The organism is Clostridium sp. DL-VIII (assembly GCF_000230835.1).
Taxonomy (GTDB): Bacteria; Bacillota; Clostridia; order Clostridiales; family Clostridiaceae; genus Clostridium.
In genome coordinates, this window is record NZ_CM001240.1 from 3585685 (window position 1) to 3602542 (window position 16858).

19 protein-coding genes and 2 pseudogenes are annotated in these 16858 nt (G+C 30.3%); 13 read left to right on the top strand and 8 right to left on the bottom strand.

Going from position 1 to position 16858, the window contains the following annotated elements; genetic code table 11:
* Positions 1–392: 392 nt before the first annotated feature.
* Together CDLVIII_RS16540 and CDLVIII_RS16545 are read right to left on the bottom strand one after the other, a co-directional pair.
* Positions 393–1112: a TetR/AcrR family transcriptional regulator gene (locus CDLVIII_RS16540; RefSeq protein ID WP_009170589.1), complete on the bottom strand. Its 720-nt coding sequence runs from the start codon at positions 1110–1112 to the stop codon at positions 393–395.
* 300 nt (positions 1113–1412) lie between these two features.
* Positions 1413–1595, bottom strand: coding sequence for a hypothetical protein (locus CDLVIII_RS16545; protein WP_009170590.1), 183 nt, complete (start codon positions 1593–1595; stop codon positions 1413–1415).
* A gap of 483 nt (positions 1596–2078) precedes the next feature.
* Here CDLVIII_RS16545 and CDLVIII_RS16550 point away from each other — a divergent pair, with 483 nt between their 5' ends.
* Positions 2079–2858 (top strand): class I SAM-dependent methyltransferase, encoded by a 780-nt coding sequence (locus CDLVIII_RS16550; RefSeq protein ID WP_009170591.1) that lies wholly within the window; start codon positions 2079–2081, stop codon positions 2856–2858.
* 106 nt (positions 2859–2964) lie between these two features.
* Positions 2965–3156: a YwbE family protein gene (locus tag CDLVIII_RS16555; RefSeq protein WP_009170592.1), complete on the top strand. Its 192-nt coding sequence runs from the start codon at positions 2965–2967 to the stop codon at positions 3154–3156.
* A 366-nt stretch (positions 3157–3522) separates the two neighbouring features.
* On the opposite strand, the gene CDLVIII_RS16560 is transcribed toward CDLVIII_RS16555, so the two are convergent.
* The 3 genes and pseudogenes from CDLVIII_RS16560 to CDLVIII_RS16570 all read right to left on the bottom strand — a co-directional run bounded on the left by CDLVIII_RS16560 (position 3523) and on the right by CDLVIII_RS16570 (position 5064).
* Positions 3523–3954, bottom strand: a complete 432-nt coding sequence (locus CDLVIII_RS16560) for a hypothetical protein (RefSeq protein WP_009170594.1) — start codon at positions 3952–3954, stop codon at positions 3523–3525.
* A gap of 120 nt (positions 3955–4074) precedes the next feature.
* A pseudogene (locus tag CDLVIII_RS16565) lies at positions 4075–4464 on the bottom strand (flavodoxin domain-containing protein); the annotation flags it as partial.
* A 72-nt stretch (positions 4465–4536) separates the two neighbouring features.
* Complete coding sequence (locus CDLVIII_RS16570; RefSeq protein WP_009170595.1) at positions 4537–5064, bottom strand: nitroreductase family protein; 528 nt, start codon at positions 5062–5064, stop codon at positions 4537–4539.
* A gap of 189 nt (positions 5065–5253) precedes the next feature.
* On the opposite strand from CDLVIII_RS16570, the gene CDLVIII_RS16575 reads away from it, so the two are divergent.
* Entirely contained in the window at positions 5254–5589 is a 336-nt protein-coding gene (locus CDLVIII_RS16575) for a helix-turn-helix domain-containing protein (RefSeq protein WP_009170596.1), read from the top strand.
* Between the two features lie 8 nt (positions 5590–5597).
* Here CDLVIII_RS16575 and CDLVIII_RS16580 read toward each other — a convergent pair whose 3' ends face one another.
* A complete protein-coding gene (locus tag CDLVIII_RS16580) occupies positions 5598–6488 on the bottom strand; it encodes an IS4 family transposase (protein ID WP_009170597.1) in 891 nt (296 codons plus the stop codon).
* Here CDLVIII_RS16580 and CDLVIII_RS30790 point away from each other — a divergent pair.
* From CDLVIII_RS30790 to CDLVIII_RS16585, 4 genes are all read left to right on the top strand, one after another.
* Positions 6488–6655: a GyrI-like domain-containing protein gene (locus tag CDLVIII_RS30790; RefSeq protein WP_144005383.1), complete on the top strand. Its 168-nt coding sequence runs from the start codon at positions 6488–6490 to the stop codon at positions 6653–6655. The two genes, CDLVIII_RS16580 and CDLVIII_RS30790, sit on opposite strands and share 1 nt — an antisense overlap.
* Before the next feature lie 79 nt (positions 6656–6734).
* Positions 6735–6881 (top strand): hypothetical protein, encoded by a 147-nt coding sequence (locus CDLVIII_RS31400; protein ID WP_009170598.1) that lies wholly within the window; start codon positions 6735–6737, stop codon positions 6879–6881.
* Positions 6882–6940: 59 nt separating this feature from the next.
* A complete protein-coding gene (locus CDLVIII_RS32590) occupies positions 6941–7075 on the top strand; it encodes a hypothetical protein (RefSeq protein WP_278245854.1) in 135 nt (44 codons plus the stop codon).
* Between the two features lie 447 nt (positions 7076–7522).
* A complete protein-coding gene (locus CDLVIII_RS16585; RefSeq protein ID WP_009170599.1) occupies positions 7523–7768 on the top strand; it encodes a hypothetical protein in 246 nt (81 codons plus the stop codon).
* A gap of 262 nt (positions 7769–8030) precedes the next feature.
* Here the strand turns inward: CDLVIII_RS16585 and CDLVIII_RS16590 are convergent, their stop codons facing one another.
* Both CDLVIII_RS16590 and CDLVIII_RS16595 read right to left on the bottom strand, forming a co-directional pair.
* Positions 8031–8969 carry an FAD:protein FMN transferase gene (locus tag CDLVIII_RS16590; protein WP_009170601.1) on the bottom strand — a complete coding sequence of 313 codons (939 nt, stop codon included), beginning with the start codon at positions 8967–8969 and terminating at the stop codon, positions 8031–8033.
* A complete protein-coding gene (locus CDLVIII_RS16595) occupies positions 8962–9909 on the bottom strand; it encodes a LysR family transcriptional regulator (RefSeq protein WP_009170602.1) in 948 nt (315 codons plus the stop codon). Before CDLVIII_RS16595 ends, CDLVIII_RS16590 begins: the two co-directional genes overlap by 8 nt.
* A 388-nt stretch (positions 9910–10297) precedes the next feature.
* Between CDLVIII_RS16595 and CDLVIII_RS16600 the strand changes: the two genes are divergently transcribed.
* From CDLVIII_RS16600 to CDLVIII_RS16625, 6 genes and pseudogenes are all read left to right on the top strand, one after another.
* Complete coding sequence (locus CDLVIII_RS16600; protein ID WP_009170603.1) at positions 10298–10897, top strand: NADPH-dependent FMN reductase; 600 nt, start codon at positions 10298–10300, stop codon at positions 10895–10897.
* Positions 10885–13335: a flavocytochrome c gene (locus tag CDLVIII_RS16605; RefSeq protein WP_242835751.1), complete on the top strand. Its 2451-nt coding sequence runs from the start codon at positions 10885–10887 to the stop codon at positions 13333–13335. The genes CDLVIII_RS16600 and CDLVIII_RS16605 overlap by 13 nt, the downstream gene beginning before the upstream one ends.
* Before the next feature lie 342 nt (positions 13336–13677).
* Positions 13678–14073 carry a hypothetical protein gene (locus CDLVIII_RS16610; RefSeq protein WP_009170605.1) on the top strand — a complete coding sequence of 132 codons (396 nt, stop codon included), beginning with the start codon at positions 13678–13680 and terminating at the stop codon, positions 14071–14073.
* A 124-nt stretch (positions 14074–14197) separates the two neighbouring features.
* A complete protein-coding gene (locus CDLVIII_RS16615) occupies positions 14198–15517 on the top strand; it encodes an SEC-C metal-binding domain-containing protein (RefSeq protein ID WP_009170606.1) in 1320 nt (439 codons plus the stop codon).
* 239 nt (positions 15518–15756) lie between these two features.
* Positions 15757–15966 (top strand): annotated as a pseudogene (locus tag CDLVIII_RS16620) (IS1595 family transposase); the annotation flags it as partial.
* A 122-nt stretch (positions 15967–16088) separates the two neighbouring features.
* Complete coding sequence (locus CDLVIII_RS16625; RefSeq protein WP_009170608.1) at positions 16089–16607, top strand: isoprenylcysteine carboxylmethyltransferase family protein; 519 nt, start codon at positions 16089–16091, stop codon at positions 16605–16607.
* The last annotated feature ends 251 nt before the right edge of the window (positions 16608–16858 follow it).

Genomic DNA, 16858 nt, shown 5'->3' on the forward strand with positions numbered 1-16858 from the left:
GGACTATTGTTAAAAAGGGAGCATTAACATAAATTAGTATTTATTGAAATACCGTATTATTCAGATGAATTTGCGGTATTTTTTTGTACAAGTAATGCGTAACTATAATATAATATCAAATGCTGAGCAATTAATTATTAAATGTCTGAAAAATAGAAGAGTATAGCATATTCATGAACTGATTTATGAACAAAGTAGTACTAATTGAAAGGCTTACTATATTTCTAAGAATATAGTAAAGGGGCAAGGTCGGTTAAAAAACTGACCTTGCCCCTTTTTTTATGTAGACATATCCACTGGTAGGAAGTGTGGATGATTTATAGTTCAGTAGTTAGTGGAAACATATGAGCAGTAAAATTTATGCATTTTGGTGGCTTGCAGGAATATGCCCATTATTTTTTAGAATAAGGCGTTATCCCATTTTTATATAGGGTATCTACTAACTTGAAAAATTCTTCTGAGGATAAATCCTTTTCTTGCTTGATCCAAAGGCGAAATAAGGAAAGGGATGTTGATATGTAAAATTCAATCAAGTATGGCTTTAAGAAATCATATTCTTGAAAGTTCAAGTCCAATCCATCAAAGGGGATTTCTCTTTTCAAGCGCTCTAAAAAATGAACACTCCCATAGTCACCCAAGAGAGCCTTGAGAACTGAGATATGCTTGCTATTTTCTATACAATTAAGTGCATTTTGGATAGAAGCCGTAGATTTTTTCATATTTGTCAATTCCTCTTTCATGTAGGTCAATAAATCGCTTTCAACAGAGTCTAATAATTCGTAAATATCAGGAAAGTGTTGATAAAATGTGCTACGGTTATATCCCGCTTTGTTGGCAATATCTTGAACAGATATTTTTTCAATGGGCTTTTGACTATATAACTCACAAAAAACATCTATAAACGCTTGCCTTGTTTTTTCTGTAATTTCAGTTGCACTGTTGGGTAGTTTATATTTTAAAAATAAGATAATTGATGAAGAAACAGTTAGAATCAGAAAAACGGCACACAAAATAACAATCACTTTAAAAGCATATTTAAGGGCAATACAAAAGGCTGGAGTTGCTATTAACCCATCTGCATTTAAAATTGTGCTTAAATGTCCAAATTTCATTCTAGATTTTTTCTTTATGATGTGACTTCGGACTAAAATGGTAAAGGATATGATGTTGCCGGATTATGCCAGTAGTGCAAACAACGAAATTGTGCAGCTGAATAATGATTTATTAAAATTTTTAAATCAAAATGATGTCACAATGTAAGAATGGGAAAATGGTAAAGAAGTGTAATTGAGAGTTTATATTTCTCTGCCCATTCGAAAAAATAGCTGAAGAGCATCATAATGTTGTACTATTTCATATGAATCCAGAAAATTACATAAGCATTGAAAGACTCTAGTTTTATAGAAAAGATACTATACTTGATTATCTAATCCTAACATTATTACTGTATTTTCAAGATTTTTTGCATCTTTTAAATTGGATATAGGTGATTCTATATTATCAACAACTATTCCATCTTTTCTTATCTCCATTGAATTACCAATGGTATTATCATCATATATGTATTCGTATTCATTATGTTTATAAATAAGCATATAAAAAACTCCTTTTATATTTAAAATTACCACTATTAATAAATTTTATACATCAAGATTGAAAAAAACAAGGTCATAAAATGATCTTTACACCATGAAATTATTAGGAATATGCAAAATCAATCACGTAAAGAATCATAAAGCTACAGCATATTCACTTTCACAGAGTGTTGGATGAAATTAATAACGTTAATTAAGAAACGGTGCTAATCTTGGTTAGATGGAGCACTTTTTTTGCTTTTAACTTCTATGTCAAAATCAAGAAAGAGAATATTTTTAATTATTCAGTGCGATAACTCTATATAATACTATGAGTTATTTATGCAAAATGTAATATTGTATTTCGGCATTTATAAAGAAAACTCATATTTCAACTGAAATATAGTATAATGTTTGTTAGAACAAAAGAATAACAATATATTTTATAATTATAAATTCGCAATTATTTTTACAATATATATGAAGAAAGACAGAGAGGGAAAAATGAAGATTGCAGTTACTACTACAAGAGATGCAGATGAGAGTTTAAATTATAAAGCAAAAGATGTATCTAAAGATTTAAACATATCATATATAAAAAGAGGTACTTTTAGTATCAAGGAAACAATCTTGAAAGATGGCTTTGACTATTTATTAGTAGTTGAAAGAGATAAGATTGTTATAAAGGGAGAAGATAGTGCACTGTTTTGGCATCCTAATATGTCAGAACTTAAGGTTAAATCAATAAGACAAGGAAATAAGGAAGCTATAATAAAGGCAACAAAATTAGAAGAAGGAAATAGTATATTGGATTGTACATTAGGTCTTGCAGGTGATTCTCTTGTCTTTTCAGCAGTTGTTGGAGAAAAGGGATATGTAGTAGGGACGGAAATTAATAAGTATATAGCTTATTTAAGTAAATGTGGATTAGAAAACTATAATGGTGTTAATGGTAAAGCTATAGATAATATAAAGGTTGTTAATGAATCATATGAAGATTATATTTTAAAGCAAAGAGATAATAGTTTTGATGTAGTATATTTTGATCCTATGTTTAAAGAACCAAATAGAAAGTCAACATCAATAAACTCCTTTAGAGATTTTGCAGATCACAAAGGGTTAACAAAAAATATTTTAATGGAAGCACTTAGAGTATGTGCAAAAAGAGTTGTTATTAAAGAAAGACAAGGCTCTAATGAGTTTGAAAAGCTAGGAATAGAAAAATATTATGGCGGCAAAAAAAGCGGTTCAATTATTTATGGAGTAATTGAAAAAACTATATAAAAAATTTAGATGTGCTAAGGTAAGAAGTTTTATATGAAAGGTTTAAATAATAATTAGTTTAGTGTACAATGGGATAAATATTAATCATAGATGAGAGGAAATTGAAATGAACGGAACAAAGAGAAGTAATATTAAAATAGGAGCAACTGTTTTAGTTGTTCAAAAGCAGGATCAACGTACAGGAAAATTGACAGAAGGAATAGTGGGAAAGATACTTACTAATTCACCAGAGCATCATCGTGGCATAAAAGTGATGCTTGAAAGCGGCATTGTGGGCAGGGTGAAAGAGATAAAGTAACAATTATTATAAATTGGCTTACTTAGATTTCATTTGCTCGCCAGCGAGTCTGATAAAAGCTTACCACCAAGTGCAAGATTATCTAGGCTATTTTCTTTAATTATAGTAGCAATAGGACTTTGGTTTATTTCCAAAATATCACTTGCTTTTTTGTAAGAACCTCAGCAAGTTTAGTCTTATCCCATTTTGGGTCTTTACTGCATTCAACTGTAATAAATGGCATAATATTACCTCCTCATATTGTTTTTTATTATAAATTATTCTGTGTTTTTAGTTGTAGTAATGAACGAGACAAGTATATCCTAATGGTTTAATTAGAGCAATTTTTACAATCTCTCCACAAATATATTAAAATCAGCAAATTCTTTAATCTAGTAGCTGAATTTCTTCCTTAATTAAATTAGCAAAATCCTGATTTTGTTCTGAAACTTTAATAATATATGTTAGTATATTACCTGGATAATGAATTATTTCCTTTAAAATTATACTTTCAATAGACCTCCTAACTAATGAAACGGTGCAATTTTCATTATGGCCTTTCATACACTGCTTACATGATTTACATATGGATGCTATACATCGTGCCACCATTCTATTATCATAATGTTTCATATCTTCTTTGGGAATAAGTTGCAAACCATCATTGATGAATGTTATTCCATTTTTTTGTATTGAATTTGCAACACTTAAAGCAAACCCAATATTACATTTGGATATAATGCACTGGTCTGTTCCATAATTTTTACATTCCACACATATTTTTTGTAAATCTTTTATTGTATTATCAATATAATTCATTATATTCTCATCTTTCCGCTCAAGGACTCAACTGATCTCTGCAAGTATTCACTCTATCTTGGAACAATGTGTATTGCTTTCTTTACTTGGCATAGTCTAGCTGAACCCTTAGCAATATATTTAGATCAAGGATTTTACAATATTTTTTGCAAATACTTTAGCTGCTTCAATATCATTTTTGTTGGGATAGTTTTTGTTAATAAAAACCCATGCTTTCCCCCTGGATGAAAAACTTTCAGTTTTTGTATTTATTTCTCTTTCTCTCAGTAGATTTATCATATCTTTTATTGCTTTATCAAGTCCGCCCATTGTTCCGAAAACCACAGCATTCTTAACAATTGATCTGTCTAATGTTTCAATAAATCTTTTAGTTGTTTTATCCATGTTCCACCAATATATTCCGCCGCCAATAAATAAAAGGTCAACTGGTTCTAACAATGTGGTTTTATTATCTATGGCCTCCGCTTTAACGTTAACTGAAGATGCTATGGCTTCTGCAATTTTTTTAGTGTTACCTGTCCTTTAATGATACATAACTTTGATATTTATTTTAAGTCACCCCACTTTCTTTATAGTCATTAATTATAATATATAACTAACATTTGTATCATCAAATTCTCTAGTTTTAACAGATGTGTCGTCAGTATTTCCAACTGCTATTGAAATATAAGGTGTATAACCTTCAGGAATATTTAACTTACTTTTTAACTCTTCACTAGCATTAAATGCATATACAGGACCTGCCATGATTACAGAATTTAATCCCATACCTGTTGCTGCTATTGATACATTTTGTGCGGATAAAGCTACATCTAATTGTTCAGCTTTAAATTGATTGCTTGGAGCAGAAAAAACAATTAAAGTTTTAGTACCATATAAAGGATTTGGATTAGGTATAGGTACAAGTTTTGCAACTACATCTGATAAATCTTTTAAAACTTCAACCTTTTGAACAACTGCTATGTGTCTAGCTGAATCTGCATGTCCACCACCACTTATAGGTGCTGCATTTGCAGCCTGGATAAGTTTTTCTAATTGTTCCTTTGATATTTGCTCATTATTAAAACTACGAACGCTTTTTCTTTTGATAATTGAATCTAATGTATTCATAATATACACTCCTTTATTAATTAGCTTGGGTATGCTATAATTCTAATCAATTAATATTCTTATGACAAGAATGCAGTTTTTTCTTAGTTACTAAGTTTTTTCTTAGCATAGATTATAATGAAATTAATAAAATAGTATTTATAGTATTTTATATAGATAATACACAAAATATTAGTATGGGGTGAGGAAATGGATGATTCAAACAAAGAATGTAATTCAAAAAATGGAATGGGGTGTCCTGTAAAAAATACCTTAGATATTATAGGTGGTAAATGGAAACCTTATATAATTAGAATATTAATGATAAATGAAGTTGTTAGGTATAATGAGTTAAAGCGTCAAGTTGATGGAATTACGGATATGATGCTTTCGCAATCATTAAAGGAATTAGAGCAAGATAATATAATAAAGCGTACACAATACAATGTAATTCCCCCAAGAGTTGAATATTCATTAACTGAGAGAGGAAAGGAACTTTCGTCAGTGATGTCTGAATTATCTAAATGGGGAAGAACTCAAGAGTAATATATAATTTATTGACACAAGGTCATCATGATGTTAGTAGATATATAGACTTCGACATTAAGATTTTTTTCATTCAATTTTCTTATAAATTGAATGAATGATAGTTTAACATATTTTAAATTTTTAGTCGTTTCAACATAAGTAAATTGAAGCAAAACATAAGCTATCAATGATATGAAGAGTTGATTATAGACCGCATTTTTAGTTGTTCCAAATATTCTTTTTATATTCAAGTTTTGTTTGATAAATTTAAAGAAGGTTTCAATTTTCCAACGTTCCTTATATATTTCTGCTATTTTTTCTGGAGTAATATCCATTAGGTCAGTGCACACTTTTACTGATTTACCATAATAATCAGTAAATTCAACTACTCTAAATCTATTTTGAGTTTTTTTAGTCTCTTTTCCTAAATAACATGTAACATCTCGAATTACAGAAGAATTTTCTACTACTCCTAAACTTCTCAATTTCTTTGTTTTTGAAAGTATTGTATTATTTTTTATTCTTATAACAAAAGATTGTTTTATTTCTTTAAACATATCAAATCTCTCATGATTTTCATAAGCCCTATCTTCAACTAAAATAGAATGTACATCTATTAAACCTTCACCTATCGGTCCATCATGCTTTTTAGCAATAGTTTCAATAACTTTTTTTGGTGTAAAGTCATTAATATTTAAAGATACATGAAGTTTTATCCCAGATTTCTTGCCATTAAATTTTGCCCATTTAAGACGGTTTTCACCTACGGTCACAGTAGTTGAGTCAACTGCTATCAATTGTTTTGGTAAATTTAGAATCCTTCGCATTTGGCGATTGCACTTAGATATAATAATTTCAAATAAAACTTTAGAAATTTCATAATTTACATCAGTTGCTTTTTTAGAAATTAGAGCCAATGCCTAAGGCAGCACATAATCTTCTTAGAAGAATATATTCAGAGTGGATGCCTTCAATGGGATATGAGCATGATTGTGCACCAGACATGGATGTTTTACCTATAGGTGATACTTCTGCTAATGATTATAGGTGTGAAATCTGGATACCTATTAAGAGAACTAAGTAATTTAAATGATAATTAGATTTTACATTATTATATATATAACTAGTGTATGATAGTAATATTTTAAGAAGGGAAAAATAATATGTTAAGTTTTGAAGAAATTTTAAAAAAAGAGATAGTTTATAAAATTGATGATATTGAAAATGTTAATATACAAAAAAGTATAGTTTATAAATCTACAAATAAAGAAGAACTGATGCAAGTAGAAGTCCACCATTATTTATTGTAAGAGCAGGACTTGATAATCAAATAATTAATGAATCAATAGATGGGTTTATTACAAAAGGATTGAAAAATAATTTAACTATTGATATCTTTAATCATTCTACAGGTGGACATGCATTTGATTTATTTAATGATAATGATAGAACACATGAAATAATAGCAGAATCATTAGAATTTTTAAGAAAGCATTTGAAATAATAAATGAAATATTATTAATAAGAACATAATTTATGGTGGATTTCAAAGGTTACGCTTCGCCGACACCAAATAAGAACTAGAATTTTGATACAATGCAAAGCCACTTATTTCATTGGCTTTCAGTGTCTTGTAGGACAAACTGTGGTAAAAAATTTTAAGTTTTTAGCTTAGATTTATAGAATTTTATGTTGGACATGCATACCACCGATTCTTCTTGAGTTAGGGGGTGTGCATTTTTTGTTGGGGGGAGATCTTTTGGAAGAAATGATATTTACAAAAAATATTGTTTTAAAATGCCATTAGTATTGATCCAAAGTGAAATTTTTATTTTAAGAAGTTATATGGCAAGTTATAATTAAAATAAAAGATGATAAGTACGGATTGTATAAAATAGAGATGCAAATCGAGAATAAGATTCTAGTATTTGATATAAAGGAGTTGATTCAAATGAAATGGCAAGAAGTTATAGAAATGTATCCAAATCAATTTGTTAAATTTGAAATTGTGGAATATCATGAAGATGAGAAAACTACATATGTTGATGAAGTTGCAATTATAAAAGCAATAAAAGACGGCAGAGAAGCTATGAAGGAATTTACAAAATGTAAAAATGGTCAACTAGTGTATAGTACAGAAAATGAAAGCATTATTATAGAGAAAATTAAACATATTGGAATTAGAAGGAGTATATAATGAAAACAAAAATACAAATAAAAAATGGATTACTATATACTTCTATAAAATTAATACATGAAGGAAATTATGTTATTTATAATATTAGTTAATAGTGAATTTCAAAGCTCATACTTCGCCTGCACCATAAAATCCACAACCGCCTGTAGGTGGCTTAAATAGTATTTACAGGCGGTTGTGTTTTTTATTAGGGTAGCATTGCAATCAAAACCACAAAAATATAACTGGCAATCAAATTTCTAGTTATATTTTTGATAGTGCCTTACATTGTTAATGGAGATATTTTTCCTATAAGATTATTTGTATAGGCTAGTTTTCCGTCCACAGTTATTACAACAGCACCCATGCCCTTAATTTTATTAACTTTATGAATAATTGAAGCAGCATCTAATCCAAACAATTTTGTAGTATATATATCGCAGTCTAGAGATTTATCAGCAATAATAGTTAAAGAAGCTATATTACTTTCTATTGGGTAGCCTGTTTTGCTGTCAAATATATGGTGGTATTTACGTCCTTCCTTTTCAAATACTCTTTCATATATTCCGGAAGTTACAACTGATTGATCTTTTATTTTGACAAGTGCCACAGCATTTCCTCTTGGTAGAAACGGATTTTGTATTCCAACATTCCAGTTACCACCGTTTGATGGTGAGTCTCCAAAAACGAGAACATTACCTCCCATATCTACCATAGCTGAAACAGCTCCATTTTCCTTAAATAATTCCATAACTTTATCAGCAAAATAGCCCTTAGCTATGGCTCCAAGGTCTATTTCAATGCCTTTTTTTAAGAAATACACGGTCTTTTTTTCATCATTTAGTTGTATATTTTCAGGATTTAAAAGTTCCAGTACCTTTGCTATAGTTTCTTTCTCTGGTACATGTGCCTCCTTAAAACCTATTCTCCATAATTTTATTAATGGCCCTATTGCAATATTTAAATATGTATTCTCACACAGACTATGTTTTTTCCCTATTTTTATCAGCTCATATAGCTCATCATCCACTTCTTGCGGAGCTAGTGTAGCTGTTTTTTTTAGCATGGCAAGCTGTGAGTTATCACTGTTAGCACTAAAGACTTCTTCATAATTAATCAGCATATCACAAGCTTTTTCTGCAAGCTTTTCAGCAGATTCTCCCTTTATATATAGTGAGATTTTTGTTCCCATAAGATATATTATCTTCGTATACTCATTCATTTTGTTCTCCTATAGTGTAATTATTTTGTCCATGAATTAGAAATGCATCTATAAGGTCTTTATCAATATCAGTTAGTTTTTTTTCACTGTGATATGATATAAAATAATCTAAATTCAGCTCATCAATTGGAATTTGATATATATTGTATTCAGATGGACACTCCTTTACATAGACGCTTTCTGGTATAAAGGTCAGTCCTAAATTACTCGCTGCAAGGTTACGTGCAGTATTGATTTCGGTGCTTTCCATTATGATTTTTGGTTCCACCTTATAAATGCTTAATAACTGATCTATCTGCTTTCTTATAGCAGATCCTTTGGAAGTTAGTATCAGCTTTTGAGATAATATCTTGGTTATGTCGATAGTTCCTTCTGGAATAATGGCGATGTCTTTCCGATATAAATCACAGCAGCGAGGAATAATAGCACGGTATCCGTGTCTGCCCCAAGTAATCGAGTTTAAGCTCGGAGAAATATTTCTTGAATTTTGTCCAAGCCAAAAATCCAATTCACCATTCAGAATGAGTTTCTCGTTTTTTTCTGGTAAAGCCTCTGAAAGCTCTATTCTACAGTTTGGATGTATATCCAAAAACTTTGGTAAAAAAAGAGGTAAAAGGTAGGTTCCAAGGCTAGGAAGCACTCCTATCTTTATAACCTTGCTATCTATATCAGACACAGCTGATATTTCCCTAATGAGCCTCGCATAATTATTTTCTATTGAAGTTAAATACTGATAATATATCTTCCCCTGCTCGGTTAATCTATATGGCAGCTTGTTACGACTTATAAGCTCACAGTTTAACTGACTTTCTATCCTTTTAATACTCTGTGTCAAGTGAGGTTGAGAAATATAAAGTGATTTGGCAGCCTTGCTATAATTACTGTACTTTAAAATGGCATCAATATAATACAAAATATCCTGAGAATAGTATTTTGACATTTAATTCATCCTTTTGTGAAATATTTAGGCATATGAAAATAAATAACGAGTCCAAAATAGCCTTGCAAGTGGACTTGTTATTTATGTGATAGTGCCTTAACTCATTTATCTGATGTCTAGCCACTGTAATACCCCCACTTCTTTAAACGGGGATAACAGTGGCACGACCCTAGACGAGGTACCCCTTGAGGGTATAAGTTCAACTAAGATTCAGATGGAGATCAAACTCCACCTGAATCAAGTTTCACTTGATTCTTGTGTTCGATTATAACAAATATGTTATCAAACTTCAATAAATAACTATTAGATATAATATACTTAACATGTTAAAATTATATCAAACAATTACTAATATTATGAAATTTTGAAATACAGAAAGGGGATTACTATGAAGTATTTAGCAATTGTAGGCACTAACTCAGACGTGTCAACTAATCGTATGCTGCTTCAATTTATGCAAAAGCATTTTTCGAGTGAGGCAGAGATAGAACTATATGAAATTAAGGATTTACCTGCCTTTAATGAACCAGAGGATTCTGATGTTCCTGAAAAGGTAGCAGAATTATCAGATAAAATTTTAAAAGCAAATGGAGTAATAATAGCAACTCCAGAGTATGATCATGCCATACCTGCGGTTTTAAAGAGTGCTCTTGAATGGATTAGTTACACTAGTCAGGCACTTACTGACAAGCCTGTTTTAATAGTGGGGGCTTCTCTTGGTACACTTGGTTCTTCTCGTGCACAGGCACATCTTAGACAAATACTTGATTCACCTGAGCTTGCTGCTAGAATCATGCCAAGCAGTGAATTCCTTTTAGGAAAATCACAAGGGGCATTTGATAGCGAAGGAAATCTTATCTATTCAGATAAGCTATCAGAACTTGATGAAATTTTTAGAGAGTTTCTTTTATTTACAGATATTACATCAAAACTTTTAGCAGAAAAAGTTTTACATAAAAAAGTTAAAAAATTCACATGGCAAGAGTAGGAGGATTAATATCAATGAAATTTATAGCAATTGTTGGAACTAGTGCAAAAAGATCATATAATCGTAAACTACTTCAGTTTATGAAAAAATACTTTGAGTCGAAGGCAGAAATAGAAATACTTGAGATTACAGATGTTCCTATGTTTAATCAATCTGATAATCAGTCCTCAAGTGAAGTTATACAGATGTTCAATAATAAGATTACAGCAAGTGATGGTGTTATTATAGCTACTCCTGAGTATAATCACTCAATCCCATCTAGTCTTAAAAGCTTAATTGAATGGCTAAGCTTTGATCTTCATCCACTTGCTGGCAAACCAGTAATGATCCTTGGTGCTTCTCTTGATAGTCAAGGTTCTTCTCGTGCACAACTACATCTTCGTCAAATCCTAGATGCACCAGGTGTTGATGCAAATGTAATGCCAGGATATGAGTTTTTACTTGGAAGTGCAAATAAAGCATTTGATGAGGAAGGTAATCTAAACAATGAAAGAACTATAGACTTCTTAGAAATATGCTTCCTACGTTTTATGCGTTTTGCAAATATTTCAAATCAACTTAACGAAGAAGAAGAGTTTACCTTTAACCCAGGAGTATATGAGGTAGATGCAATAGGTCACAGCGGAAGCCTTCCAATGAAAGTATCCTTTAGTGAAGACAGAATAGAAAGTATAGATATAAATACAGATGGCGAGACAGAAGGACTTGCAGATGTAGTTTTTGTAAGAATACCAGATAAAATAATTGAAGGACAGACATTAAATGTTGATGCTCTTTCTGGTGCTTCCGAAACTAGTAATGCTGTATTAGACGGTGTAGCTAAAGCAGTTAAGCTTGCAGGAGTTAACCCTGACATACTTAAGAGACGTCCAAAGCCTGCTAGCAGTCTTATAAAAGAAGACGAAGAATATACTTGTGATGTAGTAGTTGTAGGCGGAGGCGGCGCTGGATTAAGTGCAGCTGCAACAGCGCTGCAAAATGGCAAAAGTGCTATTGTTCTTGAAAAATACCCAGCAGTAGGTGGAAATACCATACGTTCAGGTGGTCCTGTCAATGCTGCAGATCCAGAGTGGCAGATGCAGTTTGAAGAAAATAAAGGAGAAAGACATACAATTGAAGAACTACTAGATACAGATGAGAGCTTAATTCATCCAGAATACATAGATGATTTCCGTGCACTTAGAAAAGAGTTTTCAGAGTACAAGAAAAAGTTTGAAACACAAAAAGGACATCTGTTTGATTCGCCATTACTTCACAGAATGCAAACATATTTTGGTGGTAAAAGAACTGACCTTAATGGTAACACAATATACGGCCAATATGACCTAGTAAAGATACTTACAGACAGAGCTTTAGAAAGTGTTAAATGGCTAGAAGATATAGGGGTTGAGTATGATAAGAGCATAGTATTTGCTCCAGTTGGTGCACTTTGGCGTCGTGGTCATAAGCCTACAAAAAGCCATGGTTCATCATTTATACTTGCACTAACAAAATATGTACAAGATAACTCAGGAAAAATCATTACTGATAGTCCGGTAAAAGAATTTATCATAGAAGATGGTGAAATAAAAGGAGTTATAGCAACTGGTGTCAATGGCCAAAAGATAACTGTTCATGCAAAAGCAGTAGTCCTTGCAAGTGGTGGTTTTGGTGCAAACACAAAGATGCTGAAAGAATATAACACTTACTGGAATGAAATAGCTGATGATATAAAAACTACAAATTCATATGCTATGACTGGTGATGGAATAGTACTTGGTAAAACTGTAGGTGCAGCACTTACAGGAATGGGCTTTACTCAAATGATGCCTGTAGCTGATCCTGAAACTGGTGAATTATTCAGTGGAGTTCAAGTACCTCCTGAAAACTTTGTAATGGTAAATAAAGAAGGAAAAAGATTTATTAATGAATTCTCTGGAAGAGATGTATTAACAAAAGCTGCAATTGAACAGGGTGGTTTATTCTACCTTATTGCTGATGATGAAATAAAGAAAACTGCAGCTAATACAAGTCAAGAAAAGCTAGACCGTCAAGTAGAAGCTGGTACTTTATTTAGAGCAGATACCCTAGAAGAGCTAGCAGTAAAAGTTGGAATGGATCCTGCAGTTCTTGTAGACACTATTAATAAATATAATTCATATGTGGATGCTGGTTTTGATCCTGAATTCCATAAGGATACATTTAGCTTAAAAGTAGAGAAAGCACCGTTTTATGCTACTCCAAGAAAGCCAGCAGTTCATCATACAATGGGTGGGCTTAAGATAGACACTAAAGCTCATGTATTAGATGAAAATGATAAACCAATTAAAAATCTTTATGCTGCTGGAGAAGTTGCTGGAGGTATCCATGCAGGTAACCGTCTTGGCGGTAATGCATTAACTGATATATTTACCTTCGGAAGAATTGCTGGTAAAACTGCAATTGATGAAATGAAATAGTTAATCTTAACCCAATAATAAATCATCTATTGATAAAATGAATTTTATCAATAGATGATTTTTTGGCTTTCAAACATATCCACTGGTGAAAATTTAAACCTTCGGGATCAGTGAAAGAATAAAGTTAACTAATCTTTAGAAAATCCTTTGAAATATAACAAGGTATTCTTTAAAAGTTATGTTTATTATTAGAATATAGCCGGTAAAAATAAGATTTTTAGAAGAAAAGATGGCATGGTATTTATATGATTGTAGAATATCTATGATTTATTAAGAAACTAATACATAATTCTTTAAAACTGATCATATTTTTATCACAATATTTTAATAAAGGAGGATATCATGAAATTAAATTCTTATCAAAAATCTTTTGTATGCATTATACTTTTTGGATTAATTACATTATTATCATGTTACACAGTTATAAAAGAAAATAATAAAACAACATCAATAACTAGGCGTATGAGTACAAATAGAGAATGGACAGATTCTTCAAAAATTCCTTATACAACTACTTTTAATCAAGGAGATATTATACGATTTAATTATAAATCAACTATTAAAGATGGAAAATTATCGCTAAGATTTGTTGATTCTCAAGGAAACTTAATTTATGAGTTTGATCCAGGGGAAAAGGGAGAAAAGGATATAAAAATAGAGAAAACCGACATATATGAGCTTTTTATAGAAGGAGATAAATTTGAAGGAAATTACGAGATAATATGTAAAAAATCTTGAATAATAAAGTAGCAGCTTAGAATCTGTTGCGGCAGCACCTGTTGACTTAAATTTAATTTATATATAAAATCAAATTTGTACTTAAGAATTAGCTTTATTTTATATACAGGGGAGATAGAATTATTTGAAGAAAAAGAATGATTATAATAAACAAATAAAAAATGGAAAAGAAAATACAGGTAAATGCATTGAGATGAAAAAGTGCAATGAAGAGGAAAAAGAAAATAATAAATGCAAAAACTGTGGAGAACAAGCAAGTTATTTTAGTGATGAAAATAATGGTTGGCTATGTGAGGATTGCAGGAGCATAGAAGATGGGTTAGATAAACTTGCTGATAAAATAGAGAAAAAGCTAAGCAAAAGAGTTTATTCTTTTGATTTAAATGAATTAATAAATTGTTTATCTAAAGATGAAATATATAATATAGCAAGAAATCTTGGAGTAAATAAGATATCAGGTTTAAATAAAGAAAAATTGATTGAAACATTACTTAAAGAATATAAGAATTTGGTTGAAAAAAGAGCTTTACTCTTTGAAGAAGAAAGATATAAGATTTTAAGAAGTTATGTGGATAGCAAAGGTGTAAAACTTTTTGATGATATTGATGAAGAGGAAGCAGATAAGAGCGTATATTTTATACAGCAAGGAATGCTCTTTCCAATTGTAAAAGATGGGATATCGATATTTTTAATGCCTGAAATAGTACAAGGATTAATCAAAGAAAGAAATAATATTGAATATAGACGTTTAATAAAATTCAATAGTGAAATTGTAAATATCTTTAGGGCAATGAATAAAGTATATGGTATTTTAAAACTAAAAGATGCTAAAGAGATAATAGAAAGATATTTGAATATAGAAAATTGTGAATTAGAAGAGTTAATTAGAGAGGCAACATATTACTACAATGAATATAGAGAAGAAGGAATGTTTATTGTTAATAATGAAATAGATAATTTTGGTGAACTATTAAAGGATATAGATACAGAAAAAGATTTAAGTTATGCCATGATTTCAAAAGAAGAATTATTAAATATGTTAGAAGAAAATTGGGTTTATAATAGTAAAGCAGGAAAAACTTTTTATAAAGAGTTTACTAATATGTTTAGGGTAGATAGAGACATGTTAATAGCTATGATGGAAGACTTGATTTTTGATGTTCAAGAAAATGAACCTAAAGATGCAGTAGATAAAATGATAGAATTAATTAATATTGAAAATGAAGAAGCCAGATACGTTGCATCTAGTATGATGAATAAATTTGTTAAGAAAATTAGGTTATGGAGATATAAGGGTTCAACCACTAATGATATTAAATCAAATGTAGTTAGCTTAAAGGCAAATAAGGATATAAAAAGAAATGATCCTTGTCCATGTGGTAGTGGGAAAAAATATAAAAAGTGTTGCGGTGAAGATGAGAAGGTTATTTATTTATTAGAATAATTATTAGATTACTTTAATTAAGGAACCAGAAATAAAATAACAAGTTAAGTATACAAAATGTACAAGTATATTAGTTATTTTTTTGACGGTTCCTTATTAATTTTATTTTGCCTTGAAACATATCCACTGGTGAAAATTTAAATCTTCGGGATATCTAGCTTAATAGTGGAAGAATAAAGTTAAGTTAAATAATCTTTAGATTAATCATGGAATTAGCATGTAAAGGTAGAATTACCTCTCTACACAGTAATTTAAAGAAATGGATGAATAGGTTTAATGGTGTTGCAACAAAATATATCAACAACTATATTAAGTGGTTCAAATGGCTTCAAATATTTGATACAGATAAAGAAATAATAAAGGCTAAAAACTTTATAGTTCAAAGCAATGTGGTATATTCATATACCAAAGTAAAAGATTTAAAAAATAGAGAACCAATGTATGTGTGATATTTTGTAAATTATGTTATAATAAGTATTATACAGGACTATAATCTAATGAACAATAGTTAGAAAAGACGAATAACTAAAATAGAAATGTTATAGAGCAAAAAACTAAAAGGGAGGGTAAAATGAATGCATTTTTGACAGTAATACCACTAATACTTATTAGGTATGGGATTTTAAGTATAATAGACAAAGAATCACTTAAACGTGCAGGTTTCTTTGCTCCATTAATCGGAAGAGAAAAAGTAGCATTCTGGGTTTATCAAATTACAACCGTCCTTATTTTACTATACCTATTATTACTCAAAATCAAAACTGACTCTGATTGGTTTTACATAGGTTTAGGAGTATATAGTTTAGGAATTATTTTATATGCTGTATCTATAGTAAATTATGCTAAGCCTAAAATGAATGGAATAAATTTAAATGGATTATACCGAGTATCCCGCAATCCTATGTACATTGCATATTTTATTTATTTTTTAGGGTGTGCATTGCTAACACATTCCTTGATATTACTTGCGTTATTAATCTGTTTTCAAGTAGCCGCACACTGGATTATTCTTTCAGAAGAAAGATGGTGTATTAAGAAATTCGGAGAAGAATATATAAAATATATGAATAAAGTGAGACGTTATATTTAGACAGTTATGCTATAACTCTATTATTCAAGTTATGGTTTGTGATTATTCACCAAGGAGAATAATTGCAATGTAATAAGTTCCAACATTGAGCATTATAGGTGGACAATCCACCTATAATTTTTTAAGGCTATATTTCAACATTATATTAAAACATATCCTAACAGAAAAGGAAAAAGATTTCGACAATGTTTTATATGCAATGAGAATATGGGGAGAGAAGTGACTCTTGCCATATGCTTAAATGGGCTTGT